At 73.4% G+C, this 24,591-nt stretch carries 32 protein-coding genes and 1 tRNA gene; 15 read left to right on the top strand and 18 right to left on the bottom strand.

All coding sequences use genetic code 11. From position 1 onward, the window contains the following. Positions 1-7: 7 nt before the first annotated feature. Both AB0N29_RS02160 and AB0N29_RS02165 read right to left on the bottom strand, forming a co-directional pair. Positions 8-712, bottom strand: a complete 705-nt coding sequence (locus AB0N29_RS02160; protein ID WP_302270230.1) for a response regulator transcription factor — start codon at positions 710-712, stop codon at positions 8-10. Continuing rightward, a complete protein-coding gene (locus tag AB0N29_RS02165; protein ID WP_364863750.1) occupies positions 709-1,872 on the bottom strand; it encodes a histidine kinase in 1,164 nt (387 codons plus the stop codon). The genes AB0N29_RS02160 and AB0N29_RS02165 overlap by 4 nt, the downstream gene beginning before the upstream one ends. Before the next feature lie 133 nt (positions 1,873-2,005). Here AB0N29_RS02165 and AB0N29_RS02170 point away from each other — a divergent pair, with 133 nt between their 5' ends. The 4 genes from AB0N29_RS02170 to rdgB are packed head-to-tail and all read left to right on the top strand — an operon-like array spanning position 2,006 to position 5,126. Further along, the gene (locus AB0N29_RS02170) at positions 2,006-2,971 is read left to right on the top strand and encodes an ATP-binding cassette domain-containing protein (RefSeq protein ID WP_302270232.1); all 966 of its coding nucleotides are present in this window, start codon (positions 2,006-2,008) and stop codon (positions 2,969-2,971) included. Beyond that, positions 2,968-3,756 carry an ABC transporter permease gene (locus AB0N29_RS02175; protein ID WP_364863752.1) on the top strand — a complete coding sequence of 263 codons (789 nt, stop codon included), beginning with the start codon at positions 2,968-2,970 and terminating at the stop codon, positions 3,754-3,756. The genes AB0N29_RS02170 and AB0N29_RS02175 overlap by 4 nt, the downstream gene beginning before the upstream one ends. A gap of 54 nt (positions 3,757-3,810) precedes the next feature. Continuing rightward, positions 3,811-4,530, top strand: coding sequence for a ribonuclease PH (gene rph / locus AB0N29_RS02180; RefSeq protein WP_302270236.1), 720 nt, complete (start codon positions 3,811-3,813; stop codon positions 4,528-4,530). Then, positions 4,527-5,126 (top strand): RdgB/HAM1 family non-canonical purine NTP pyrophosphatase, encoded by a 600-nt coding sequence (gene rdgB, locus AB0N29_RS02185; protein WP_364863755.1) that lies wholly within the window; start codon positions 4,527-4,529, stop codon positions 5,124-5,126. Before rph ends, rdgB begins: the two co-directional genes overlap by 4 nt. Positions 5,127-5,130: 4 nt before the next feature. On the opposite strand, the gene AB0N29_RS02190 is transcribed toward rdgB, so the two are convergent. The 4 genes from AB0N29_RS02190 to bcp form a co-directional block, all read right to left on the bottom strand. Further along, complete coding sequence (locus AB0N29_RS02190; RefSeq protein ID WP_364863757.1) at positions 5,131-6,021, bottom strand: bile acid:sodium symporter; 891 nt, start codon at positions 6,019-6,021, stop codon at positions 5,131-5,133. A 50-nt stretch (positions 6,022-6,071) separates the two neighbouring features. After that, the gene (locus tag AB0N29_RS02195; protein ID WP_364863759.1) at positions 6,072-6,869 is read right to left on the bottom strand and encodes an SDR family NAD(P)-dependent oxidoreductase; all 798 of its coding nucleotides are present in this window, start codon (positions 6,867-6,869) and stop codon (positions 6,072-6,074) included. 20 nt (positions 6,870-6,889) lie between these two features. After that, positions 6,890-6,963, bottom strand: a tRNA-Leu gene (locus AB0N29_RS02200). 29 nt (positions 6,964-6,992) lie between these two features. Further along, entirely contained in the window at positions 6,993-7,469 is a 477-nt protein-coding gene (gene bcp, locus AB0N29_RS02205) for a thioredoxin-dependent thiol peroxidase (protein WP_364863761.1), read from the bottom strand. A gap of 125 nt (positions 7,470-7,594) precedes the next feature. Between bcp and AB0N29_RS02210 the strand changes: the two genes are divergently transcribed. Genes AB0N29_RS02210 through AB0N29_RS02235 form a run of 6 tightly spaced genes read left to right on the top strand, consistent with a single transcriptional unit; the run spans position 7,595 to position 10,788 of the window. Continuing rightward, complete coding sequence (locus AB0N29_RS02210) at positions 7,595-8,281, top strand: energy-coupling factor ABC transporter permease (RefSeq protein ID WP_302270246.1); 687 nt, start codon at positions 7,595-7,597, stop codon at positions 8,279-8,281. After that, positions 8,278-8,661, top strand: coding sequence for a PDGLE domain-containing protein (locus AB0N29_RS02215; protein WP_364863764.1), 384 nt, complete (start codon positions 8,278-8,280; stop codon positions 8,659-8,661). The genes AB0N29_RS02210 and AB0N29_RS02215 overlap by 4 nt, the downstream gene beginning before the upstream one ends. Then, complete coding sequence (gene cbiQ, locus AB0N29_RS02220; RefSeq protein WP_364863766.1) at positions 8,662-9,366, top strand: cobalt ECF transporter T component CbiQ; 705 nt, start codon at positions 8,662-8,664, stop codon at positions 9,364-9,366. Then, on the top strand, positions 9,363-10,202 hold the full coding sequence (locus AB0N29_RS02225; RefSeq protein ID WP_364863768.1) for an ABC transporter ATP-binding protein: 840 nt from the start codon (positions 9,363-9,365) through the stop codon (positions 10,200-10,202). The genes cbiQ and AB0N29_RS02225 overlap by 4 nt, the downstream gene beginning before the upstream one ends. After that, positions 10,199-10,450: a DUF3618 domain-containing protein gene (locus AB0N29_RS02230; protein ID WP_302270253.1), complete on the top strand. Its 252-nt coding sequence runs from the start codon at positions 10,199-10,201 to the stop codon at positions 10,448-10,450. Before AB0N29_RS02225 ends, AB0N29_RS02230 begins: the two co-directional genes overlap by 4 nt. 14 nt (positions 10,451-10,464) lie before the next feature. Further along, positions 10,465-10,788: a co-chaperone GroES gene (locus tag AB0N29_RS02235; protein WP_302270255.1), complete on the top strand. Its 324-nt coding sequence runs from the start codon at positions 10,465-10,467 to the stop codon at positions 10,786-10,788. Between the two features lie 146 nt (positions 10,789-10,934). Here the strand turns inward: AB0N29_RS02235 and AB0N29_RS02240 are convergent, their stop codons facing one another. From AB0N29_RS02240 to AB0N29_RS02270, 7 genes are all read right to left on the bottom strand, one after another. Continuing rightward, the gene (locus tag AB0N29_RS02240) at positions 10,935-11,543 is read right to left on the bottom strand and encodes a class F sortase (protein ID WP_364863771.1); all 609 of its coding nucleotides are present in this window, start codon (positions 11,541-11,543) and stop codon (positions 10,935-10,937) included. A gap of 16 nt (positions 11,544-11,559) precedes the next feature. Continuing rightward, entirely contained in the window at positions 11,560-12,795 is a 1,236-nt protein-coding gene (locus AB0N29_RS02245) for a hypothetical protein (RefSeq protein ID WP_364863773.1), read from the bottom strand. Between the two features lie 206 nt (positions 12,796-13,001). Next, positions 13,002-14,312, bottom strand: coding sequence for a hypothetical protein (locus tag AB0N29_RS02250; protein ID WP_364863775.1), 1,311 nt, complete (start codon positions 14,310-14,312; stop codon positions 13,002-13,004). 220 nt (positions 14,313-14,532) lie between these two features. Further along, positions 14,533-14,925, bottom strand: coding sequence for an ATP-binding protein (locus tag AB0N29_RS02255; protein ID WP_302270262.1), 393 nt, complete (start codon positions 14,923-14,925; stop codon positions 14,533-14,535). After that, positions 14,922-15,230 carry an STAS domain-containing protein gene (locus AB0N29_RS02260; protein ID WP_302270265.1) on the bottom strand — a complete coding sequence of 103 codons (309 nt, stop codon included), beginning with the start codon at positions 15,228-15,230 and terminating at the stop codon, positions 14,922-14,924. Before AB0N29_RS02260 ends, AB0N29_RS02255 begins: the two co-directional genes overlap by 4 nt. A gap of 39 nt (positions 15,231-15,269) precedes the next feature. Beyond that, positions 15,270-17,519, bottom strand: coding sequence for a SpoIIE family protein phosphatase (locus AB0N29_RS02265; protein WP_364863778.1), 2,250 nt, complete (start codon positions 17,517-17,519; stop codon positions 15,270-15,272). Positions 17,520-17,581: 62 nt separating this feature from the next. Next, positions 17,582-18,292 carry an HAD family hydrolase gene (locus AB0N29_RS02270; RefSeq protein WP_364863780.1) on the bottom strand — a complete coding sequence of 237 codons (711 nt, stop codon included), beginning with the start codon at positions 18,290-18,292 and terminating at the stop codon, positions 17,582-17,584. Positions 18,293-18,393: 101 nt separating this feature from the next. Between AB0N29_RS02270 and AB0N29_RS02275 the strand changes: the two genes are divergently transcribed. Next, positions 18,394-18,888 carry a pyridoxamine 5'-phosphate oxidase family protein gene (locus AB0N29_RS02275; protein WP_364863782.1) on the top strand — a complete coding sequence of 165 codons (495 nt, stop codon included), beginning with the start codon at positions 18,394-18,396 and terminating at the stop codon, positions 18,886-18,888. 248 nt (positions 18,889-19,136) lie between these two features. Here AB0N29_RS02275 and AB0N29_RS02280 read toward each other — a convergent pair whose 3' ends face one another. Next, a complete protein-coding gene (locus AB0N29_RS02280) occupies positions 19,137-19,484 on the bottom strand; it encodes an STAS domain-containing protein (RefSeq protein WP_364863784.1) in 348 nt (115 codons plus the stop codon). Positions 19,485-19,639: 155 nt separating this feature from the next. Here AB0N29_RS02280 and AB0N29_RS02285 point away from each other — a divergent pair, with 155 nt between their 5' ends. Genes AB0N29_RS02285 through AB0N29_RS02295 form a run of 3 tightly spaced genes read left to right on the top strand, consistent with a single transcriptional unit; the run spans position 19,640 to position 21,035 of the window. Next, on the top strand, positions 19,640-19,789 hold the full coding sequence (locus tag AB0N29_RS02285; protein ID WP_364863786.1) for a hypothetical protein: 150 nt from the start codon (positions 19,640-19,642) through the stop codon (positions 19,787-19,789). Further along, positions 19,789-20,745, top strand: a complete 957-nt coding sequence (locus tag AB0N29_RS02290) for an iron-containing redox enzyme family protein (RefSeq protein ID WP_364863788.1) — start codon at positions 19,789-19,791, stop codon at positions 20,743-20,745. Before AB0N29_RS02285 ends, AB0N29_RS02290 begins: the two co-directional genes overlap by 1 nt. Further along, positions 20,742-21,035, top strand: coding sequence for a CDGSH iron-sulfur domain-containing protein (locus AB0N29_RS02295; protein WP_302270274.1), 294 nt, complete (start codon positions 20,742-20,744; stop codon positions 21,033-21,035). Before AB0N29_RS02290 ends, AB0N29_RS02295 begins: the two co-directional genes overlap by 4 nt. An 82-nt stretch (positions 21,036-21,117) precedes the next feature. Here AB0N29_RS02295 and AB0N29_RS02300 read toward each other — a convergent pair whose 3' ends face one another. Beyond that, entirely contained in the window at positions 21,118-21,756 is a 639-nt protein-coding gene (locus AB0N29_RS02300; RefSeq protein ID WP_302270275.1) for a class I SAM-dependent methyltransferase, read from the bottom strand. Beyond that, entirely contained in the window at positions 21,753-21,962 is a 210-nt protein-coding gene (locus AB0N29_RS02305) for a hypothetical protein (RefSeq protein WP_302270277.1), read from the bottom strand. Before AB0N29_RS02305 ends, AB0N29_RS02300 begins: the two co-directional genes overlap by 4 nt. Before the next feature lie 117 nt (positions 21,963-22,079). Between AB0N29_RS02305 and AB0N29_RS02310 the strand changes: the two genes are divergently transcribed. After that, positions 22,080-22,748, top strand: coding sequence for a response regulator transcription factor (locus AB0N29_RS02310; RefSeq protein WP_364863791.1), 669 nt, complete (start codon positions 22,080-22,082; stop codon positions 22,746-22,748). A 30-nt stretch (positions 22,749-22,778) separates the two neighbouring features. Here the strand turns inward: AB0N29_RS02310 and AB0N29_RS02315 are convergent, their stop codons facing one another. Further along, positions 22,779-23,219, bottom strand: coding sequence for an SRPBCC family protein (locus AB0N29_RS02315; protein WP_302270282.1), 441 nt, complete (start codon positions 23,217-23,219; stop codon positions 22,779-22,781). Next, positions 23,216-24,394: a zinc-dependent alcohol dehydrogenase gene (locus tag AB0N29_RS02320; protein WP_302270283.1), complete on the bottom strand. Its 1,179-nt coding sequence runs from the start codon at positions 24,392-24,394 to the stop codon at positions 23,216-23,218. The genes AB0N29_RS02315 and AB0N29_RS02320 overlap by 4 nt, the downstream gene beginning before the upstream one ends. Positions 24,395-24,591 lie beyond the last annotated feature (197 nt).

The raw sequence follows: 24,591 nt of genomic DNA on the forward strand, positions 1-24,591 counted from the left end.
GTCCGCCTCAGACGAGCCCGGCGTCGTGCACGCAGATCGCGATCTGCACCCGGTTGGTGACGACCAGCTTGTCGAAGAGCCGGGACACGTGCGCCTTCACGGTCGGCACCGAGAGGTGGAGCTCCCGGGCGATCTCGGCGTTGCTCAGTCCGCGCCCGACCGCCAGGGCCACCTCGCGCTCCCGCTCGGTGAGCAGCGCCAGCCGCCGCTCGGCGCGGAGCGCGCGGTCGTCGGCGGGCTCGGCGTGCGCCGCGCGCAGCCGGTCGATGAGGGTCCGCGTCACCGAGGGGGAGAGCATCGGTTCCCCGTCGGCGACCTTGCGCAGCGCCTCGACGATCCGGGCCGGCGGGGTGTCCTTGAGCAGGAACCCGTCGGCACCCGCGGCCAGCGCCTCGACCACGTGCTCGTCGGCGTCGAACGTCGTCAGCACGATCACCCGCGGCGGGTCGGGCAGCCGGTGCAGCCGCCGGGTGGCCTCCAGCCCGTCAAGCACCGGCATCCGGATGTCCATCAGCACCACGTCGGGCCGCAGCGAGTCGCCGAGCAGCACGCCCTCGCGGCCGTTCCCGGCCTCGCCCACGACCTCCAGGTCGGCCTGTCCGCCGAGCATCAGCGACAGCGCCGACCGCACCAGCGGGTCGTCGTCGACGACCAGCACCCGGACCGGCCGCGCCGCGGGGCCGGCCACGGCACCGGCCGCCGGGCCGGTCACGCCGCCCACGGCAGCCACCCGTGCAGCACGAACGCCCCACTGTCGCGGCGGTGCTCCAGGCGCCCGCCGCGCAGCTCGGCGCGCTCCGACAGCCCGACCAGGCCGAGCCCGGCACCCGGGGTGACGCCCGTCCCGAAGCCGAGCGGGTTGCGCAGGCAGACGTCCACGCCGTGCTCGGGGGAGCCGCTCACCTCGATGGTCAGCAGTGCCCCCGGAGCGTGCTTGCGGGCGTTGGTGATCCCCTCTTGGACGATCCGGTAGACCGTGCGGCCGACGCCGTCGGGCACCGGGCCCGCCGTGCGGTCGACCCGGTCGAGGTGCTCGACGTGCAGCCCCGCCTCGGTCGCCTCGGCCACGAGCCGGGGGACGTCGTCGTACGTCGGCTGCGGGGTGTGGACGACCTCGCCGGTGTCCTCGTCGCGAAGGACGCCGAGCACGCCGCGCAGGTCGGTCAGCGCCTCGTGCGCCTTGTCCTGGATGACCGCCGCGCTGGCCCGCATCTGCTCGGCCGAGAGGTCCTCGCGGAAGCTCAGCGCCCCCGCGTGGAGCGAGATCTGGGAGATCCGGTGGGCCAGCACGTCGTGCATCTCCCGCGCGATGCGAGCCCGCTCGGTGCTGCGGGCGCGTGCGACCCGCAGCTCCTGCTCGGCCTCCGCGCGCTCGGCGCGGTGCCGCAGCGTCCAGAGCAGCTCGCGGCGGGAGCCGAGGTACATGCCCCAGCCGATGCACGCCGCCAGCACGATGACGTTGAGGGTGGTCAGCAGCCACAGCGGGTCGCCGCCGTCGTCCTGGGTGATCGTGAACAGCTGGGCGCCGGCCAGCCCCACGACGAAGACCACGGCGAGCTGCTGCCACCGCCGGCGGGTGGCGACGGAGACCGCCGCCAGCGTCGCCGGCCCGGCCGCCACGCCGGAGATCCCGGCGAACGCGCTGGTCAGCAGGGCGACCGCGAGCGGCCACTGCCGCCGCCGGGTCACCAGGAGGTAGGACACCAGCCCCAGGCCGAGGTCGAGCCAGAACAGCCAGCGGGCCTCCCGCAGCTGCGCCCCGGCCACCGGCAGCCACACGATCGCGGTCAGCGCGAGCATGGCGAGCAGCCGCCACGTCAGCCCCCAGGGCGTCAGCGGCGGCTGGAAGTCCTCGGGGCCCGGCCGGTCCACGGGGCCAGGCTAGGGCCGCCCGGCGACGTACCGTCAGCCTGCGCCGGTCGGCACCGGCCCCCTACTTTCGTCACCCCCGCCACCGCCGCGCGTCCGGTGCGCGGCGCCAAGCCCTTCGGGCAGGGTGGTCACCATGATCAAGGTCGACCGACTGACCAGGACGTACGGCGGCTTCACCGCCGTCGACGACGTGAGCTTCACCTGCCAACCCGGCCGCGTGACCGGCTTCCTCGGACCCAACGGGGCCGGGAAGACGACCACGATGCGGATCATGGTGGGTCTGACCCCGGCCACGAAGGGGCAGGTGACGATCGGCGGGCTGGACTACCACGACATCCCCAACCCCGGCCGCCACGTCGGGGTGCTCCTCGACGCCGGCGCCCAGCACGCCGGGCGCACCGGCCGCGAGATCCTCACCCTCGGCGCGAAGACGATGGGCCTGCCCATGTCGCGGGTCGACGAGATGCTGGCGCTGGTCTCGCTGACCGACGCCGAGGCCACGCGGCGGATGCGCAACTACTCCCTCGGCATGAAGCAGCGGCTCGGCATCGCCCACGCCCTGCTCGGCGACCCGTCGGTGCTGATCCTCGACGAGCCCGCCAACGGCCTGGACCCGGCCGGCATCCGCTGGATGCGCGACCTGCTCAAGGGCTACGCAAACCGCGGCGGCACCGTGCTGCTCTCCAGCCACCTGCTCAATGAGGTCGAGCTGGTCGCCGACGAGATGATCCTCATCGGTCGCGGCCGGATCGTCGCCCAGGGCGACAAGAAGACCCTGCTGGCCCAGTCGGGCCCGGCCGCGGCGTACGTCACCGCGCTCGACAACGACGCCCTGGCCGGCGCGCTGCGGGCCCAGGGCCACACGGTCACGCCGGCCGGCGAGGGCCTGCGGGTCGACGCCGAGCCCGTCGACGTCGGCCGCGCCGCCCTCCAGGCGGGGGTCGTCCTGACCGACCTGCGCAACGGCCGCCGCGGGCTGGAGGACCTCTTCCTCGAGCTCACCGCCGGCACCCAGCGCGAGGGCCACCCCGCCGCCGCGACCCAGCTCCAGGACCCGAACCAGCCGCAGCAGCAGCACCAGCAAGGAGCCCAGGCATGAGCACCGCACCCACCGCTCCCATGACCCTCGACGTCTCGGGCACGCCGAAGGTGCCGTTCGCCCGGCTGGTGTCGGTCGAGCTGCGCAAGATCTACGACACCCGCGCCGGCCGCTGGCTGCTGGGCGCGATCGTCCTGATCACCGCGGCGATCATGACGATCTTCTTCTTCGCCGCCGACCAGCCCGAGCGCACGTTCGGCAACTTCATCGGCATCTCCGCCACCCCGCAGGGCTTCCTGCTCCCGGTCCTCGGCATCCTGCTGGTGACCAGCGAGTGGTCCCAGCGGACCGCGATGGTCACCTTCGCCCTCGAGCCGTCGCGGACGAAGGTGATCGGCGCCAAGACCGTCGCCGCGCTCATCTTCGGCGTCGCGGCCTTCGCCGCCGCCCTCGTGGTGGCCGCCGTGTGCACGATGCTGGGCGGGGCCGACGGCGGCTTCGACGACGTCGAGACGAAGCTCTTCGTGCTGTTCCTCGCGCTGCAGCTGCTCACGATCCTGCAGGGCCTGGCCTACGGCCTGATCCTGCTCAACACCCCCGCGGCGATCGTGACGTTCTTCGTGCTGCCGATCGCCTCGAGCATCGTGTTCAGCCTGGTCTCGGCGCTGGAGGACCTCGCGCCCTGGCTGGACCTCAGCACCGCGCAGGCACCGCTGTTCAACAGCTTCGGCGGGTCCGGGCTGTCCGGTGAGGAGTACGCCCAGCTGGCCACGACCTCGCTGATCTGGATCGTGCTGCCGTTCGTCCTCGGTTGGATCCGCGTGCTGCGGGCCGAGGTCAAGTAGCCCGGTCCCGTCCCCGGCTCACCGTCGTCGGCCCGGCCCTCTAGCGTGGTCCCCATGACACGCGAAGACGGCCGGGCCGACGACGAGCTGCGCCCCGTGAAGATCACCCGCGGCTGGCTGGACCACGCCGCGGGCTCGGTGCTGGTGGAGTTCGGGAAGACCCGCGTCCTCTGCGCCGCCTCCGCCTCCGAGGGCGTCCCGCGCTGGCGCAAGGGCTCCGGCCTGGGCTGGGTCACCGCGGAGTACGCCATGCTCCCGGCCGCCACGAACACCCGCTCGGACCGGGAGTCGGTCAAGGGCCGCATCGGCGGCCGCACCCACGAGATCAGCCGGCTCATCGGCCGCTCGCTGCGCGCGGTGATCGACTACCAGGCGCTGGGGGAGAACACCATCGTCCTGGACTGCGACGTGCTCCAGGCCGACGGCGGCACCCGCACCGCGGCGATCACCGGGGCCTACGTCGCGCTGGCCGACGCCGTCGCCTCGCTGCGCGCCGCCGGCGCGCTGAAGGGCGAGCCGCTGACCGGCTCGGTCGCCGCGATCAGCGTGGGCATCATCGACGGCGTCCCCCGCCTCGACCTGCCCTACGTCGAGGACGTCCGCGCCGAGACCGACATGAACGTCGTGATGACCGGGGCCGGCAAGTTCGTGGAGGTCCAGGGCACCGCGGAGGGCGCCGCGTTCGACCGCAGCGAGCTCGACGCGCTGCTCGGGCTCGCCGAGAAGGGCTGCGCGGACCTCACCCGCCTGCAGCAGGAGGCGCTCGCCCGGTGAAGGTCTTCCTGGCCTCGCGCAACGCGAAGAAGCTCGCGGAGATGGAGCGCATCCTGCGCGAGCACGCACCCGCCATCGAGGTCGTCGGCCTCGACGACGTGCCGGCGTACGACGAGCCGGTCGAGGACCAGCCGACCTTCGAGGGCAACGCCCTGCTCAAGGCCCGGGCCGGCCTGGCCGCCACCGGGCTGCCCTCCCTGGCCGACGACTCGGGCATCTGCGTCGACGCGCTCAACGGCATGCCGGGCGTCCTGTCCGCCCGTTGGTCGGGACCGCCGAAGTCCGACGAGCGCAACAACGAGCTGCTGCTCGCCCAGCTGTCCGACGTGCCCGACGAGCGGCGGGGCGCCCACTTCACCTGCGCCGTGGCCTTCTGCCACCCCGGTGGCGAGCTGGTCGTGCACGGGCGGATGGACGGCCGGGTGCTGCACGGGGTCCGGGGGACCGGCGGCTTCGGGTACGACGTGCTGTTCGAGGCCGACGACCACCCGGGGCGCTCCACGGCGGAGCTGACCCGCGAGGACAAGGACGCCATCTCCCACCGCGGCCGCGCGCTGCGCGAGATCGCCCCGCTCGTCGCCGACGCGCTCGGCTGACCGCTCAGGCGACGGGCGTCGACCCGGCGGGAGCGGTGCCGCGGCGGACGAGGACCTTGGTGAGCAGCAGCCCCCACAGGGCCGCGAAGACGAACATGAAGACCGAGTAGACCGCCGCGGGCACCGAGATCTCGGTGTTGTCGAGCACCTCGACAGCGACGAAGATGGCCAGCGTGGCGTTGTGCACGCCGATCTCCATCGACGACGCGACCGCCTGGGCCTCGCGGACGCCGGCCGCGCGCGGCACGACGTACCCCACGACGAGGGAGAGGGCGCAGAAGACCGCGGCGGCGAGGCCGACGTCGGCGAGGTACTCGCCGACGCTCGAGCGCTGGTCGACCAGGATGCCGAGCACCAGGACGGCCAGGATGACCGCCGAGCCGGTGCGCACCGGTCGGTCCATGCGCAGCGCGAACGCCTCCGCGCGGGCACGCACCAGCATGCCGAGCACGACCGGCACGAGGACGACCGCGAAGACCTCGACCACCTTGGAGAACTGCAGGGAGACCTCGTCGCCGAGGCCGTAGTGGTCGATCGCGAGGTTGGTGATCACCGGCAGGGACGCGATGGCCACCACCGAGTTGATCGCGGTCAGCGACACGTTCAGCGCCACGTCGCCGCGGAACAGGTGGCTGAACAGGTTCGCGCTGGTCCCGCCGGGGCTCGCAGCCAGCAGCATCATGCCGACCGCCAGCAGCGGCGGGAGGTCCAGCAGCTCCACGAGGCCGAAGCAGAGCAGGGGCAGCAGGAGGAGCTGGCAGGCCAGGGCGACCGCCACGGCGCGCGGGGCGCGGGCGACGCGACGGAAGTCGTCGGGCACGAGGGACAGGCCGAGGCCGAACATGATGATCGCGAGCGCGATCGGCAGGCCGACGGTCGTGAGCGCGGAGTCCATGGCCGGACTCTAGTGACCGGCGTCACAGGCCGCCCGGGAACGGGCTGAGGTCAGTCGTCCTTCTTCTTCGTCTGCGTGGCGAAGGCCTTGGTCGTCAGCCGGTCCGGCAGGTGGGTGGCCAGCTCGGCCATCGCGCGGTTCTTCAACGACCCGGCCACGACGTGCGGCTTGCCGGCGAAGAGTGCGTCGAGCCCGTCCCGGGCGACGTCGTCCGGGTCGTCCTTCGGGCCCTGGCCGAGCGGGGTGTCGAGCAGTCCGGCGCGCCGGAAGAACTCGGTGTCGGTCGGTCCGGGCATCAGCGAGGTGACGACGACGCCGGTGTCCTGCAGCTCGTGGCGGATGCCCTCGGCGAAGGAGTGCACGAACGCCTTGGACGCGGCGTACGTCGCCTGGAACGGGCTGGGCGCGACGGCGGCGATCGAGGCGGTCATCAGGATCCGGCCGCTGCCGCGGGCCACCATGTCGTCGACCGCCAGCTTCGCGAGGTGGACGGTGGAGCGGACGTTGAGGTCGACCAGGCCGAGGTGGCGCTCCAGGTCGGTGTCGGCGAACGTCCCGCCGACACCCACGCCGGCGTTCAGCGCGACCACGTCGACGGGGCGTCCGGTGCCGGCCGCCTCCTGCCAGAGGTGCGCCACCTCCTCGGGGCGGGTCAGGTCCACCTGCACCGCGCGCACGTCGACGCCCAGCTCGGTCCCCAGGTCGGCCGCGGCGACGTGGATCCCCGGCTCCTCGGCGGTCACCACCACGTCGTACCCCCGGCGGCCGAGCTCGCGGGCGATCGAGAGGCCGATGCCCGTCGACGCGCCGGTCACCAGGGCCAGGCCGGTCTGCTTCGTGTCGTCCATGCCGCACGAGTACCCACGGGTGCGCCCGGAGAGACTCGAACTCTCACTGGCCAGGACCTAAACCTGGTGCCTCTGCCAATTGGGCTACGGGCGCGCGGCGCCGAGTCTAGGGAGCAGGCGTGCTCAGGCCAGCGCAAGGTCCTTGCGCAGCTTCGCGACGTGGCCGGTGGCCTTGACGTTGTACTGCGCGACCTCGACGGCGCCGTCCTCGCCGACCACCACGGTGGAGCGGATGACGCCCTGGACGACCTTGCCGTAGAGCTTCTTCTCCCCGAAGGCGCCCCAGGCGGTCATCACCGACCGGTCGGGGTCGGACAGCAGCCGGATGGTGAGGGCCTCCTTCTCGCGGAACCGCGCGAGCTTCTCGGGCCCGTCCGGTGAGATGCCGAGGACCTCGTAGCCCTGCGCCTGCAGCGAGTCGAGGGAGTCACTGAAGTCGCAGGCCTGCTTGGTGCAGCCCGGGGTCATCGCCGAGGGGTAGAAGTAGACGATCACCTTGCGGCCCCGCAGGTCGCTCAGCGTCACCTGCTCACCGGCGTCGTCGGTGAGCGTGAAGTCCGGTGCGGTGTCGCCGGGGGAGAGGCGGGGCGTCTCGGCCACGAGGGGCTCCTTCTTGCAAGTGATGTGCAACAACCTAGGCTGGGCGGGTACGACGTACCGCCGGGGACCCGACGGTACCGACCAGCACCGACGGTCGAGGCCGCCGCACCGGGAGGAGCCGCTCCATGCACGTGCCCGACGGGTTCCTGGACGCACCGACGTCCGTCGCCACCGGGGTGGTCGCCGCGGGCGCCATCGGCGTCGCCCTCTACAAGGCCCGCACCGAGCTCGACGACCGGACCGCGCCGATGGCCGGCCTGGTCGCGGCGTTCGTGTTCGCGGCCCAGATGATCAACTTCCCGGTCGGTGCCGGCACGAGCGGCCACCTGATGGGCGGGACGCTCGCCGCGGTGCTCGTGGGGCCGTGGACGGGGTTGCTGTGCGTCTCGGTGGTGCTCGTGGTCCAGGCCCTCTTCATGGCCGACGGCGGCATCACCGCGCTCGGCACGAACGTCGTGCTGATCGCCGTGGTCACCGCGCTGGTCGGGTACGTCGTGTTCCGCGCGCTGCAGGCCGTCCTGCCGCGACGGGTGGGCACGGTCGCGCCGGTCGCCGCCGTCGCGGCGTTCGTCTCGGTCCCGGTCGCCGCCGTCGTCTTCAGCCTGCTCTTCGCGGTCGGCGGCACCGCCCCGGTCGACACCGGCAAGGTGCTGACCGCGATGGTGGGCTGGCACGTCCTCATCGGCATCGGCGAGGCGGTCGTCACGGGCCTGGTGGTCGGTGCGGTCGTCGCGGCCCGGCCGGACCTGGTCCGCGGTGCCCGACCGGTCGTCGCGGCCCGCGAGCTCGAGATCCGGACGGTGGCCGCGTGAGCGGGCCGGCCGGCAGCCGCCCCCGGGTGAGCACCCGCGCCCTCGTGGTCGCCGGGCTCGTCGTCGCCCTGCTCGTCGCCGGCGTCGCCAGCTACTACGCCAGCGCGCACCCCGACGGCCTCGAGCACGTCGCCGGCGAGACGGGCTTCCTGGACTCCGCCGAGGACTCGCCGACCTCGAACAGCCCGTTCGCCGACTACTCGACCAAGGGCGTCGACGACGAGCGGCTCAGCGTGGGCATCGCCGGCGTGCTCGGGACGCTCGCCGTGCTGGTCCTGGCGGGCGGCCTCGCGCTGCTCCTGCGCCGGCGCGGGCCCCGGCCCGAGGCGGCCGACGACGAGCGTGACCCCCGTCGGGGCCACGAAGCCGAGCAGGTCTGAGTGGGCGCCGCCCACGGCCACCGCCTGCACCACCACGGCCACAGCGCCGTCCACCGCGCGCCGGCGCACCTGAAGATCCTCGCCCTCGTCGGCTTCGTGCTGCTCGTCGTGGCGACCCCCCACGAGTGGTACGCCGCGTTCCCGGCCTACCTCGCGGTGGTGGTCGGCGTCGTCGTCTCCGCCCGCGTGCCGCTGCTGTGGGTCGTGCGGCGGATGGTCGTCGAGGTGCCGTTCCTCGTCTTCGCGGCGCTCGTGCCCTTCGTGGCCCACGGCCCCCGCACGGAGGTCCTCGGGCTCAGCGTGTCCGAGCCGGGCCTGGTCGCCGCGTGGGGGCTCGCGGTCAAGGGCACCCTCGGCGTGATGGCGTCGCTGACGCTGGCCGCCACGACCGAGCCCACCGACGTGCTGCGCGGTCTGCGCCGCCTGCGCGTCCCGGCCCTGATGGTCGAGATCATGTCCTTCATGCTGCGCTACCTCGACGTCGTGACCGGCGACCTCGGCCGGATGCTGACCGCGATGCGCTCCCGCGGCTGCGACCCCCGCTCGCCGCGGCACTGGCCGGCGCTCGCGCGCTCGCTGGGTGCGCTGTTCATCCGCAGCTACGAGCGCGGCGAGCGGGTGCACCTCGCGATGCTCTCCCGCGGCTACACCGGCACCATGCCCGCGGCCGCCCGCACCGCCCCGGCCGGCGGGGGCGAGCGGTGACCGCGCCGGTGCTCGACGTCCGCGGCCTGGCCTACGCCTACCCCGACGGCCACCAGGCCCTCTTCGGCGTCGACCTGCACGTCCACCGCGGTGAGCGCGTCGCGCTCCTAGGTCCCAACGGGGCCGGCAAGACGACGCTGGTGCTCCACCTCAACGGCATCCTCACCGCGGGCGCCGGCACCGTCGAGGTCAGCGGGCTCCCCGTCGCCAGGAAGAACCTGCAGGAGGTCCGCCGCCGCGTCGGCATCGTCTTCCAGGACCCCGACGACCAGCTCTTCATGGGCAGCGTCCGGGAGGACGTCGCCTTCGGCCCGGCCAACCTCGGCGTCCGCGGCGCCGACCTCGACCGCCGCGTGATGACGGCGCTCGAGCAGGTCGGGATGGCCGAGCACGTCGACCGGCCGCCGCACCACCTCTCCTTCGGCCAGCGCCGCCGGGTCGCGGTGGCCACCGTGCTGGCCATGCAGCCCGAGGTGCTCGTGCTCGACGAGCCGTCCTCGAACCTCGATCCCGCCTCGCGCCGCGAGCTCGCCGACATCCTGCGCTCGCTCGACGTCACCGTGCTGATGGTCACCCACGACCTGCCCTACGCCCTCGAGCTCTGCCCCCGCGCGGTCGTCCTCTCCGACGGGAGCGTGGTCGCCGACGGGTCGACGTACGACGTCCTGACCGACGACGCGCTCATGCGCGCGCACCGGCTGGAGCTGCCGTTCGGCTTCGACCCGCGCTCGATCGGGCGCGGAGTGGGCACCGGGACCGCACCGCACCGCGCGGGTGAGGTCGGGGGATTGGTAGCGTCTCCCGGCACGCACACGAACCCAGGAGACCTCACGTGAGCAAGGGCAACGACACCTCCTCCCTCGAGCGCGAGATCGAGGAGACCCGCGAGCGCCTGGCGACCACCATCGACCAGCTCCTGCACCGCTCCAGCCCCAAGACGATCGTCGGCCGCGAGGTCGACTCGATCAAGGCGCACTACGTCGACGCCGCGGGCAACCCGCGCACCGACAACATCCTCAAGACCGTCGGCGCGGTCGTCGGCGCGGTCGCCGTCCTGGTGGTCCTGCGCAAGGTGACCTCCTGACCGTGGGGCGCGCCATGAACGACGGCACGCCGATCAAGATGCTGCACGACCGCATCCTGTGCGAGGTCGACAAGGACGCCGGTGAGCGCCGCTCCACCGGTGGCATCGTCATCCCCGCTACCGCGGCCATGGGCGCCACCCGGCTCTCCTGGTCCAAGGTCGTCGCCGTCGGGCCGCAGGCGCGCGCCGTCGAGGTCGGCGACCGGGTCCTGTTCGAGGCCGAGGACAAGGCCGAGGTCGAGGTCCACGGGGAGCTGTACGTCGTGATGCGCGAGCGCGACGTGCACGCCGTCGCCGCCGACCGGCTGGCCGACGAGGCGACCGGGCTCTACCTCTGACCCCGACCCCGGCTGACTGCCGGTCGGCGGTGGCACGGAGCGATCGTGGTCTGAGCTGATCGCCGCCTCTTCAGCGACCCTGTTGTCGCTGGACACCGGACGCGCCAGCCCGGGGCCAAGGGACGAAGCAGCACGACGCCGGCCAGTCAGACGCGCCGGGCGAGCACGACCACGTTGTTCTCGAAGACGGTGCCGTCCCAGTCGGTGCACGAGACCAGCACCAGCCGTCCCCGGCCGTGGTCCTGGCCGAAGAGCGCCTCGGCGCGCTCGGCGAGCTCGGCGCGGCTGATCACCTGGACCCCGGTCACCCGGTAGCGCACCGTGCCCTTCCGGGTGACCACCAGCACCCGGTCGCGCTTCTCGAGGGTGGGGATGCGGTTGAGCGCCCCGCCCCCGGTGTGGACGGTGTGCCCGGTGATCACGGTCTGGCCGCGGGCGGCGCCGGCGCGGGCACTCGCGTCCCACCAGCCGACCTCCTGCTCGTCGGCGGGTGGTTGCAGCACCCGCCCCGGTGACATGCCGATGGCCAGGACGGGTGCGGTGACGCCCTGCGAGGGGATCTTCAGGCGGACCGGCTGGGCAGGCGCCGGCGCGACGTACGATCGAGCGGCGTCGTCGCCGGCCGGGAGGACCGCGCCCGTCACGGTCATCCCGAGCCCCAGCACGAGCAGGCCGACCCAGACGCCGCGCGCGACCGCAGCGGCCCGTCGCCGTACCGCGGCGCCCCGGCGGGGCGTGTCGTCCTCGGCGCTCACGGGTCGGCCCGGCCGCTCAGCCGCGCAGGCTGCGACGGGTGGTGACGACGCCCGCGCCGAGCGCCGTCAGCAGGATCACGAGCAGGCCACCGGTGCCGAGACCGGCGCCGCCGGACCCGGCGGGCACGGAGGTGGGCACCTGCGGCTCCTCCGGCTGCGGGTCGGGGGTCGGCGTGGTGGGCTCCTCGGGGGCGTCGGGCTGGATGCGTCCGTTGGGGCCGCAGCTGCTGTGGCCGATCTCGACGTTCAGCAGCTCGACGCCGAAGCTGGCGGCCGCGGGCAGCAGCCGGAGGTCCAGGGCCGTGACGTCGATCCGGTCGCGGCCGCGCTCCTGCTTGTTCAGCGTGACGTCCAGGACGTTCTCCTCCAGCGGCGCGAGCTGCTCCCCGACGGTGCCGAGCGCGGACGTGAGGACCTCGGCCTGGTCGACGACCTGGCCCAGCGGGCCGAGCACGCCGTCGATGGCCTGCGTGAACTGGGTGCGCAGGGCCTGGAGGAGGAGGTCGACCACCGCGCCGAGGTCGGTGACGAGCTTCGTGTTCGGTGCGGGGTCGGCGGGCAGGTCGAGGAGGTCGACCTCCTGCCCCGCCAGCCGGAGGGAGGCGCCGGCGCCGGCGAGCGTCGTGCCGCCGCTGATCTCGCCGGGGCGGGCCACGCAGAAGGACTGGACGGCACCGAGGTCCAGCACGACCGCGGCGTCGGCGGAGGTGAGCACCTGCTCGAGCGCGGTCTGGAGACCGGCGAGCAGCGGGTCGAGCACCGGGCGCAGCGCGTCCTGGAGCTGCTGGTCGAAGCCGGCGAGGAAGTCGGAGCGGACCAGCTGCAGGTTCGAGAGGTCGAGGTTCGCGGCGTCCAGCTCGAGGTTGTCGCCGGGCCGCAGGCAGCTGCCCTCGTCGACCTCCACCAGCACCGCGCCGTCGCCGGCGAGGCCGGAGCAGGCGGCCGACGCGCCCTTGCGGCCCTCGACCTGGGTGCGCGCCTTCTGGGCGAGCGTGCCGGCCTGGAGGAAGTCCTGGCCGCCGAGCACCGAGATCGCCGGGCTGTCGCTGCCCTCGCGCTTCTCGCCGGACCCGTCGTCGGTCACCGAGTAGGTGCCCGAGTCGGCCGGCGTGCCCCCGATGGTCAGCCGCAGCGCCGTCGCGCTGGCCCGCGCGACCGGCTCGGCGGCGACCGCCGGCGTGCCGGTGAGCAGGACGAGCGAGCCGGCGGTGGCTGCGGCGGCGATCCGGGCGGCGGTGCGGCGTGTGGTCACGAAGGAGGCTCCCTGTCGCCGCTGCCTGCCGGGCGCGGCTCCGATGTCGACGGTTGTCCTTCGTCCAACGCCGGTGGCGCAGGCGGGTTACGGGTGCCCGCCGTGCCGTCCGCGGTGCGGACCGGCGGCGGGGACGGCACGAGGGCCGGTCCTCCCCCCGGGGAACCGGCCCTCGTGGCCTGCGCGCCACCTCGCGGTGGCTGGTCTCAGCGGACGCGGACGGTGTAGGTCCCCGTCGTGGCTCCGGTGGTCGACTCCGAGCCGGGGAGGACCAGGCGGTAGCGGTAGGTGCCCTTCTTCTGCTCGCGCGGGAAGGTGACGGTCGTCGTGCGGCTGGCCGGGGTGAGGGTCTTCAGCGTGCTCCAGGTGCCGCCGGCGCGGTAGCGCTGCAGGGCGAGGGTCTCGAGGCCGGGCTGCTCGACGTTGACCCGGGCCGAGGGGGCCGCCGAGCCCTTGCGGACGGTGGCGGCGCTGCGCCAGCCGTCGATGTCGGAGACGGCGAGCGGGACGTCGTACGTCGAGGCATCGCCGTCGTCGTCGATCCGGCAGGTCAGCGGGGCCTTGGCCGGCTCCTGGTGGAACTTCTCGCCGTAGTGGTAGTTGCTGCCGGCGACCTGGGTCCAGACGACCGCGTAGTCACGGACGCCGGCCGGCCACCTGGGGTGCTGGGCGTAGCTGAACGCGCGGGTGCCGGACCAGGTGGTCTCGTTGTTGTGGAAGTTGAGCGTGACCTCGCCGGCGGTGTCGGTCCAGACGCGGACGTTGATGTCGTTGGACTGGCCGTCCGGGATGTTCGAGGGGTAGTCGACCACGAGCGCGTCGCAGGACGGGTCGGTGTAGCGCCAGTTCCAGTCGAAGTTCCCGCTGCTGTCGACCGCCGGCTCGTTGACCGGGAAGGACGGCAGGCCGGCCTCCTCAGGGGTCGCGGGGAGCGGCAGCACCGGCTCGGTCGGGTCCGGGACCAGCACGGGCGGCGCGGTCGGCGTCGGCGTGGGCGTCGGCGTGGGCGTGGGGGTCGGCGTGGGGGTCGGCGTGGGCGTCGGCGTGGGCGTGGGCGTGGGCGTGGGGGTCGGCGTGGGCGTGGGCGTGGGCGTCGGGGTCGGCGTGGGGGTCGGCGTGGGGGTCGGCGTCGGCGTCGGCGTCGGGGTGGGCGTGGGAGCCGCCGCGTTGGCGACCTTCCAGACGGCGTAGCTGTAGTGCGAGATCGCCTTGCCCGAGCTGTGCTTGATCACGACCGTCCGGGTCGGGTTCGCCGAGTAGTAGGCGTACTCCGGGCCGTAGTTCTGCTTGACGCTGCCCGCCTTCACGCAGGTGGCGATCACGACGTAGCCCTCCGGCGCGGTGATCGTGACCGTCTGCGGCTCGCCCTTGGTGTCGATCTTGGTGCTGCTGAGCGGCACGCAGACCTGACCGGTGTTGGTGGCGGCCGCCGGGGCGGCGGTGCCGGCGAGGGTCACCACGGGGAGGGTGACGGCGGCCGCGGCGAGAGCCGCGAGGGAGGCGAGACGGGTGCGCACGAGTTCCTTCTTCTTCCACGGGAGGGGCGTTGAAGAGGACTCTTGCAGGCCGATCGCGCGGTTCTGTCGGAGTTGATCGAACCTTGCGCCGCGCGGGCCGAACCTTCAGCAGGTCTTGAGAAAACTCCAGTTCCGGCGGGCCCCGGGAGGAGGCTGGATGAGCCGGACGAGCAAGGACGCCGCCGGCCGGAGGGCCGACGGCGTCGCGGGAGGAGGAGTCTCAGCCGAGCTCGAGCTTGGCGGTGATCCGGGTGCCGTCGCTGCGGTCGATCGACAGGCTCTGGCAGATCGACTCGACCAGGGCGAGGCCACGTCCCCGCGGGGCGTACATGTCGACCTTGGTGACCGTCGGCTCCGCCTCGCTGCCGTCGTCGCGCACGCACAGGGTCAGCACGCGGTCCTCGACCCACCACGACACGTGGATGGCGTCGTCGTCGGACCGGCCGTGCTCGACCCCGTTGGTGACCAGCTCACTGACGACCAGCGCGGCGTCGTTGACGATCCGCGCCGGGACGCCGGCCTGGGTCAGGAAGTCGTGCAGCTGGTGGCGGGCGGCCGTGGCGGCGGCCAGCTCGAACGGGAGCCGGTAGGACCGGACGTCGCCGGTGCTCATGCGGTGCGGTACGGCATCGCGCACACGTGCAGCACGCGCTGCGCGACGGTCCCGTCCTCGGCGAGGAGGTCGAGCTCGGCGCCGGCGCTCCTCATGTTCTTGTGGGCCGTGGCCAGCACACCGACGGCGAGGCTGGGCATGAAGTCGACGTCGCTGAGGTCGACCACGAGGGACTGGGCGAAGTCCTGGCTGTACTTCTGCAGGACGTCGCGGAACCGCGGGCCGGCGAGCTCGTCGATCGTGCCGCTCACGCGCACGGTGCGGGTCTGCTCGTCGTAGTCCGCACTGAAGGGTCGATCCAACACGGGAGCCATCGTAACCGAGGCCGGGTCGGCCCCCGGCGCCTACCCGAAACGGATGGCGACGACGGTGGTGTCGTCGTCCTTCTCGCCCGGCACGGCCTCCACGAGGGCGTCCACCCAGGCCTCGAGCCCCTCCGTGCCCGGGCCGGTGCCACCGGCGGCCCGCAGCAGGCCCAGCGCGGCCAGCAGGTCGACCTCCCGACGCTCGACCAGGCCGTCGCTGAACATGAGCAGCGTCGACCCCTCGGGCACGACCACCTCGGCGGCCCGCGCGTGCCCCTCCCCGAAGCCGAGGAGCGGCCGGGCGGTGACGGGTACGTCGCGTGCCGCGACGCCGTCGAAGAGCAGCGGCAGCGGGTGCCCGGCGCTGACCAGCTCCACCCGGCGGGTCGCGGGGTCGACCACGGCCACGAGCGCCGTGGCCACCCGCTCGTCGATCATCGAGGACATCAGCCGGTCGAGGCGGTCCAGGCAGGTGCCGGGGTCGTCGCCGGCGAAGAGGTAGGCGCGCATGGCGCTGCGGATCTGGGTCATCGCCCCGACCGCGGAGACGCCGTGGCCGGCGACGTCGCCGACCACGTAGGCGACCCGGCCGCCGCCGACCTCGACCGCGTCCCACCAGTCGCCGCCGAGCTGGAAGGTGGACGCGGGCAGGTAGCGGGCCACGACGTCGACGCCGTCGACCTCGGGGAGGTGCTCGCGCAGGATCGAGCGCTGCAGCGACTCCGCGACGGCGATCTGCTCGCGCGAGCGCTGCAGCATGAGGCCGTTGACGTGGGTCTGCAGCGCCGTGGCCGCGTCGGCCTGCCAGGGCTCCCACGGCGCGCTGTGCCCGCGCACGACCTGCTGCCACTTCTCGAAGGACTTGCGCGGGGACAGCCGGACCTCGGGGCCCTCCTGCGCGGCGATCAGCTTGTTCGTCGGGTCGCCGCCCCAGTCGACGACCTGCTCGAGCTCGGGACGCAGCCACAGCAGCCAGCTGTCCGGCCCCGCGGCGATGCACAGGGCGCCCGCCGCCACCGAGGAGTGCGCCGCCAGGGCGGGGTCGAGCACGGCGAGGTGGTCGCTGGCCACGACGTCGCCGGTCGGGCGCAGCAGCAGCTGCGCGATGCGCCGTACGACGTCGTCGGGAGGGACGTCGCCGGCGGTGTGCAGCTGCTCGTCGTGGCACAGCGCGACGCCGCCGGCCTCCATGAGGCTCAGCAGGTCGGGGTCGCAGACCAGGCCGTCCAGGGGAGCGGTGCTCGAGGCGGAGAGCCGCGCCGTCATCTGCGCGAGGGTCGACTGCGCGGCCAGGGCGGCCTCGCGCTGGTCGGAGCGCTCCCGCTCGGCGACCATCTGGGAGGTCACCTGGCCCAGGAACTCCGCCGCGGCGCGTGCGTCCTGGCTGGGCCGGTGCGGGCCGGAGTAGTGGTGGCAGGCGACGAGGCCCCACAGCTCGTCGTCGACGATCAGCGAGACCGACATCGAGGCGGTGACGCCCATGTTCGTGAGGTACTCGACGTGGATGGGGGAGACGCTGCGCAGCGTGGAGTGGGACAGGTCCAGCGGGGCGCCCGTGCCGGGGTCGAGCACGGGGTGCAGCGGGACCGGGGTGTAGCCGATGTCGGCGATCAGCCGGGTCCAGTTCACCGTGTAGAGGCGGCGTGCCTGGGCCGGGATGTCGGTCGCGGGGTAGTGCAGCCCGAGGAACGGGTTGAGGTCCTCGCGGCGCTCCTCGGCGACGACCTCGCCGTTCCAGTGCTGGTCGAAGCGGTAGACCATGACGCGGTCGAAGCCGGTGATCTCGCTGACCTCGCGGGCCAGCTGCGCGGTGAGGTCGTCGACGGTGGTCGCGGCGGCGAGGCGCCCCATCGCGCTGCGTGCCGAGCGGTAGGACATCGGGAGTGCCCGGCCGCGCTCGACGGGCTCGACCTCGACCACCAGCCGCTCGCCGGAGCGGTGCACGCCCACGTCGACCGTGGCGCCCGCGAGGGTCCCCGGGCGGTCCGCGGGCAGCAGGAGGGTCAGCGGCTCGCGGGCCGTGGCCAGCTCGGCGTGCCGCAGGACCGCCTCGGTGGCGCCCGCACCGAGGAGGTCGGCCAGCGGTCGGCCGACCGCCTCCTCGAGCGCGATGCCGAGCATCTGGTCCACGTTGGCGGAGACCATGACGGTCGCGGTCGTGCCGGGGTCGATCGACAGCAGCACGCCGTGCGGCTGGATGGCCCCGGGGACGTGGATCGGCTCGCGGTCGCAGTTGTTGAGGTCGACGCGACCGTACGCCGGGGTGTGCGGCGACACCGTCTCGGTCACGCGGGCTCCTCGGCAGTCGCGGCAGGTCGCGCTGACTTTACCGGCCGGGAACCGGCACGGGGTCATCCGGGCGGGTCGGCACCTTCTCCCGCACGCGCGACCGCGGCGAGCACCTCGTCGAGGTGCTCGGCCAGCGAGGCCGGCCCGTCGTGGACGGCGACGGCGCCCGCCTCGCGCAGATCGGCCTCGGTGGTCCCGCCGGTGAGGACGCCGACGAAGGCGATCCCGGCGGCGTGCGCCGCCTCGGCGTCCCACACCGTGTCGCCCACCGCGAAGGACCGGTGGGCCTCGACCCGCTCCAGGCTGGCCGAGAGCAGGTCGGGCGCCGGCTTGCTCGACTCGGCCTCGTCACCCGAGAGCGTCGACCGGACCAGGCCGGCGCCCGGGACGAGGTCGAGCAGCCGGTCGGTGAGCTGCCGCTCCCCGGAGCTGGCCAGCACGATCTCCACGCGGGCGTCGCGCAGGGCCGTGAGCAGCTCCTCGGCGCCCTCGAGGACACCCACGTCCCCGAACCGCGCGTCGAGGTGGTGGGCGTGCCGGGCGCGGATGTCGTCGCCGACGGAGCTCTCCACGCTGTCGTTGGTGACCGCGGCGACCAGCCGGTCGCCCCCCATGCCGATCGCGCGGTGCAGCCGCCAGGACGCCACGTCGACGCCGACGTCGCGGAACGCGGCGCGCCAGCAGCAGACGTGGACGTAGACGGAGTCGACGAGGGTGCCGTCGAGGTCGAGCACGACGGTGTCGGGGCGTCGGTCGGGCGTCTGGTCGCTCATCGGTTCCTCGCAGGTGGGGGACGGGCGGGGTCGACGGTAGCCGGGCGGGTACCGGGCCGATCGACCGACGACGTACCCAACACCGACCGGGAGGAACCCGCGTGAGCGACCAGACCGACACCCCGCACGCCGAGGAGCGCAAGCTCGTCGAGCTTCTCGACGACATGCCGATCGCGATGATGACCACCGTCGACGCCCGCGGCGACCTGCGGGCGCTGCCGATGGCCCGCCAGGAGGTCGAGCCGACCGCGGACCTGTGGTTCATCACCGCTCGGGACACCCAGCACGTCGACGACATCCGGGCCCGTCCCCAGGTGGGGCTGACGTTCTCCGCGCGGGACTCCTGGGTCTCGCTGCGGGGCCGGGCCGAGGTGGTGGACGACGAGACCAAGCTGCGCGAGCTGTGGAACACCTTCGCCGAGGCCTGGCTGCCCGGCGGCCCCGAGGACCCGAACGCGGTGCTCATCCACGTGACCGTGGACCACGGGGAGTACTGGGACAGCCCCGGCGGCAAGGTGGCCTCGCTGATCAGCTTCGCCAAGGCCAAGCTGACCGGCGACACCTACGACGCCGACACCGGCAAGGTCGACCTCTGAGGCGTCCCCACGCATGACGAGGCCCGGCGCCTGGAAGGCGCCGGGCCTCGTGCCGTCCGGACGTCCGGAGCGTCCGGGAAAGATGTGCCGGCGGGTCGTGCTGCAGTCTTCGGGTCTGCGTAAGTCCCATGCCCTCGGATCCGTCGGCACCGGGGAGGTACCCGGGGCCGCGGGTGGCAATCACATCCGATGTGGTTTCCACCCGAACGGGTGAGGTCTGCGGCCGGTAGGACCGGGCCGCCGGAGGTTCAGACGGACTCGGTGGCCGCAGGGCCGGCGGACCAGGGCTGCGGGACCGCCTCGTGGTACGGCATGCCGGTGATGAACAGGACCCGGTGCGCGATGGTGCCGGGAGCGGCGACCAGCGCGAAGTCCACGCCGTTCTGGTCGGCCTGGCGCAGGCCGGTCGCGAGGACGCCGACGGCCACGCTCGGCAGGAAGTCGACGTTGCTCAGCTCGACGGCCAGCGCCCGCGTGCCCCCGGCCGAGTGCTCCTGGACCGCGGTGCGCAGCGCGGCGACGGCGTACTCGTCGATGGACCCGCCGAGGGTGAGCACCCCGTCGGCGTACGAGGACGAGAAAGGCCGTTCCAACATGCGTCGACCCTATCGGCCCTCGTGGAGAGCGGCCGAACCGAGTTCCTCACCCCTAAGGGTCATTCTGTCGTGGGCCCGCCCGCCGCGCCTGGAGTGGCCGACGGCACGGTCGGCAGCGAGGTTTCCGGCCCTCGGCCGCAGGTCACCGGAGCGGCATGACGCTGCTGACCGACCGGCGCCCGCTGCCGCCCGCCTCCCCGGGGGGCTCCCCGACCAATGCTCCCGACGGGCCCGGCACGGGCTTCCGTGACTGCCGGGGCACGTGGCACCGGCTCGACGTCGACGACGACGGGGGACAGGGCTGATGCTGCTCCCGAAGGCCCGCGGGACGCTGAGCGAGCAGCTGTTCGCCGCGCTGCGCGAGGAGCCGGGCACCCCGGTCCCGCTGGACGCCGCGGTCGCCGACGACGCCGAGGACCGGGCGATCGCGCTGTGGGCGTCCTACGAGCTGCACTACCGCGGCTTCGAGGACGTCGACGACCGCTGGGAGTGGAGCCCGGACGTGCTGCGCGTGCGCGCCGGACTGGAGGAGCTGCTCGAGCTCGAGCTGCGCGAGCGGTACGCCGTCCACCAGCCCGAGCGCACCGACGACCTGGCCAAGGACCTCTTCGACTACGTCGCCGGCCACGACGGGCCGTCGATGGCGCGCTACGTCCAGACCGACGCGACCGAGGCGCAGGTGCTGGAGCTGCTGCGGCAGAAGTCCGTGTACCACCTCAAGGAGGCCGACCCGAGCGCCTGGGTCGTCCCACGGCTCCCCACCGGCCCCAAGGCCGCGCTCATGGAGCTGCAGTTCGACGAGTACGGCGACGGCAACCCCGCCCGCCTCCACCAGCACCTCTTCGAGCGCGGGCTCGAGGCCGCCGGGCTGCGCTCCGAGTACGGCGCGTACGTCGACGAGGCCACCCTGGCGGTGCTGGAGGCCAACAACGTGCAGTCCTTCCTCGGGCTGCACCGGCGGCTGCGCGCCGCGTCGCTGGGCCACCTCGCGGCGTTCGAGGCCACCAGCTCGATCCCCTCGCGGCGGATGGCCCAGGGCCTCGAGCGGCTGGGCTTCCCCGACGAGATCGTCGACTACTACCGCGAGCACGTGGAGGCCGACGCCGTCCACGAGCAGCTGGCCGTCCGCGACATCTGCGTCCCCCTCGTCGAGACCGAGCCGGCGCTCGCCGACGACGTCTTCCTCGGTGCCTTCGCCTGCCTCGACACCGAGGACCGCCAGGCCCTCGACCTGCTGGCGAAGTGGGGGGTGGACGCGTGAGCGCCCAGCCCGTGGACCGCGCGCCGAGCGATCCGGCCGAGCAGACCGAGGAGGTAGAGGAGCAGGTGGCAGCCGCTCCGTCGCGGCCGGTGGTCGAGGAGCGGCCCACGATCGTCATGTGCCCGGAGGGGCCGATGCTGGTCCGCGGCGACCTGGTCATCGAGGACACGGAGGGCACCCGGCACCGCACCACGCGGCCGGTGAGCGCGGTCTGCCGGTGCAACAAGTCGGCCACCAAGCCGTGGTGCGACGGCACGCACAAGCTGCTGCCGAAGAAGCTGCGGCCCTAGCCCCGGACGCAGCCCGCTGCTCGGACCCCGGCGCGTGCCGGGCCGAGCAGCGGGTCAGGCGTGCCGCGGGTCGAGCAGCGGCTCAGGCCCGGACGAAGCGCGCGACGACCCCGCGCTCGAAGGAGCGCGAGGACTCCAGCCGGAGCCCGTGCGCGGAGGCGACCGGGTCGGCGAGGGCCTCGACCTGCTCGAGGGTGCCCAGCTGCAGCAGGAGCGAGGCGCCGGGCAGCAGGTGGGCCGCGGCGACCTCGACGCAGGCGATCGCCACGACCAGGCCGTCGACGCCCCCGTCGATGGCGAGCAGGGGGTCCTCGGGGAAGCGGGACGTGTCGGCGGCCGGCACCCACGGCGGGTCGGCCACCACGAGCCCGTACCGCTCGTCGGCGGGCACCATCGTCGCGAGGTCGCCGTTGCGGACCTCGACCCGGTCGCCGAGGCCGGCGGCGGCGGCGTTCTGGAGGGTGTAGGCGCAGGCCACCTGGTTGGCGTCGACGCACACCAGCCGCCGGTCGCTGTCGCGCACCGCGAGCAGGCCGATCTGGCCAGCACCGGAGCACAGCTCGAGGACCGGTCCCGGGGGTGCGTCAGGCAGCAGCTCGGCGGCCCACTCCGACTGGGCCACGGTCCAGGGTCGCGGCCGCAGGACGTGCTCGTCGAAGGTGATCGTCAGCGGCCCGAAGGCCATCTGCTCGCCGACGGCGGTGCCGTGCTGGGCCGTCACCGGCCGCTGCTCGAGGCGTCGGCGGGAGCCGCGAGGCCCCACGTCACGATGTCGCTGGTGGGCGCCTGGTTGCCGTCGTCGGTGTCGTCGCCCCGGATGACGCCGATGAGGAGGAAGGTCCCTCCCACGACGATCAGCAGGACGAGGACCGCTCCCGCGATGAGGTACCGGGCCCGGCGGTCGTCGACCGGCTTCTTGGCGCTCATGACGGCTGTCCGTCCCTGCGTTCACGGTCATCTCGCATGAGCGCCCTGTGTCCCGATCCCGAGGACGGCATGCAGTCGAGGGGACCCGGGGCGGCCGGGATGTGGTGGGATGCATCCATGGCCCAGCAGACGCGCCCCGTGCGCCTCGCGATCGTGAACGACTACGAGCTCGTGGTCGCCGGCGTCGCCGCGCTGCTGTCCCGGTACGACGACCGCGTGGAGGTCGTGGAGCTCGACAGCCGGATGCCGGTCGTGAGCGACGTGGACGTCGTGCTCTACGACTCCTACGGCCAGGTCCAGGGCGACCGGATCGACATCGAGAGCCAGCTCCAGGGGACCGATGCGAAGGTCGTGGTCTTCAGCTGGAACGTCCAGCCCGACCTCGTGCAGCGCTCGCTCGACAACGGCGCGTCGGCGTACGTGTCGAAGGGCATCAGCGCCGAGGAGCTGGTCGGCCTCATCGAGCGGGTGCACGACGGGGAGACGATCACCCCGGACGAGGACCAGCCGGCACGGTCGGGCGAGTTCGGCCGGTGGCCCGGCGCCGACCTGGGGCTGAGCCAGCGCGAGTCCGAGGTGCTGGCCCTGATCACCCAGGGGCTGTCGAACCAGGAGATCGGCGAGCGGGCCTACATCGGGATCAACACGGTCAAGACCTACATCCGCACGCTCTACCGCAAGATCGGCGTGACGCGCCGGGCGCAGGCCGTGGCCTTCGGCATCGAGCACGGCTTCCAGCCCGACCGGGTCCGCCACGTCGACGGCCGGACCCAGCGCGAGGGCTGAGCCCGGCCGACGGCTGGACGGGTGGGGCGGTCAGGTCGTGACGCGCCCCTCGACGACGTACGCCAGGCGGCGGAGGGACTCCACGTTGCGCCAGCCGAGCTGGGCGTCGCGGATCGGCTTGGGGACCAGTCGTCCGGGGCCGTCCTCGACGTCCTCCTCGATCGTCACCTGGGTCTCGGTGCCGACCGCCTCGAGGTGCAGCCGCACCCGCGCGGTGCCGGCGGGCCACCCGCGCGCCTTCAGCTCCAGGAGCGAGGGCGGCTGCGCGCGCAGCACCTCGGTGTTGTCGTCGATGAGGAGGGGCCACGTGCCGACGGAGTGGTGCAGCCTGGACCCGACCTCGGGCCAGGTCTCGTCGACGTCGCGCATCCGCGAGGCGCCGACCACCCACAGCGGGTAGAGCCAGCCGTCGCAGAGCACCTCCCAGACCTGCTCGGGCGTGGCGTGCAGGAGGCGGGTGGTGGTGCTCACGGCCGGAACACCACCTTGACCATGCCGTCCTCCTTGGCGCGGAACTTGGCGTAGGCCTCGGGGGCCGCGTCCAGCGGGAGGTGGTGGGTCGCGAAGTCCTCGGTGCCCAGCGGGTCACCGTCGGTGAGCAGCGGCAGGATGTCGTCGCTCCAGCGGCGGACGTTGGCCTGGCCCATGCGGAGCTGGATCTGCTTGTCGAACATCTGGAACATCGGCATCGGGTCGGTGGCGCCGCCGTACACGCCGGACAGCGACACCGTGCCGCCGCGGCGGACGCAGTCGATCGAGGCGTGCAGCGCGGCGAGGCGGTCGAAGCCGGCCTTGAGCATCAGCGGCTCGGCGACGGCGTCCGGCAGCAGGCCGACGGCCTTGATGGCCTTCTCGGCCGCGGGGTTGCCGTGGGCCTCCATGCCGACCGCGTCGATGACGGAGTCGGCGCCGCGACCGCCGGTGCGGCTGCGCACCTCCTCGGCGAGGTCGTCGACGGCGTCGAGGTCGATGGTCTCGGCGCCGCGGGCGCGCACGCGGTCGAGGCGCTCGGGGACCCGGTCGACGACGATCACGCGGTGGCCCTCGTGGATCGCGATCCGGGTGGCCATGTCGCCGATCGGGCCGGCGCCCATGACCAGCAGGACGCCCTCGGGCGGGAGCTCGGCGTACCGCACGGCCTGGTAGGCGGTCGGCAGCACGTCGGAGAGGTAGACGAACCGGTCGTCCGAGGGGCCCTCGGGGATCTTGATCGGGAGGGTGTCGGCGAACTGCACGCGGAGGTACTCCGCCTGGCCGCCGGGCACCTGGCCGTAGAGCTTGCTGTAGCCCAGCAGGCTCGCGCCGGTGCCGTGCTCGCGGTTCTGCGTGGTCTCGCATTGGCTGTGCAGGCCCTGCGAGCACGTCCAGCAGGTGCCGCAGCTGACGTTGAAGGGAACCACCACGCGGTCGCCGACCTTGAGGTCCTTCACGGCGGGACCGACCTCCTGCACCACGCCCATCGGCTCGTGGCCCACGACGTCGCCCTTGGTCATGAACGGCGAGAGCGGCTCGTAGAGGTGCAGGTCGGAGCCGCACAGACCGGTCGAGGTCACCTTGATGATCGCGTCGGTCGGGTCGACGATCGTCGGGTCCGGGACCTCGACCACCTGCATGTCACGGGTTCCCTGCCAGGTCACTGCCTTCATCCGGTGCTCCTCCTCGTCGGCCGTGGTCGGCCGGCTGTGCGTCGTCGGCGTTCGGTGCCCGTCGGGTACCCGGCCGCACCGCGCCACACACGAGGAGGGTCGCGGCGGTCACGTCGTGGGACCCGACCCTGGAGGAGAAGCGCTTTCACCCCGATGGGCTAGGTCGGGCGTGTCGGCAGGCGGGTATCGGTCGGCAC

This window comes from Nocardioides sp. NPDC092400, assembly GCF_040684155.1.
In the GTDB taxonomy this organism is placed as follows: Bacteria; Actinomycetota; Actinomycetes; order Propionibacteriales; family Nocardioidaceae; genus Nocardioides.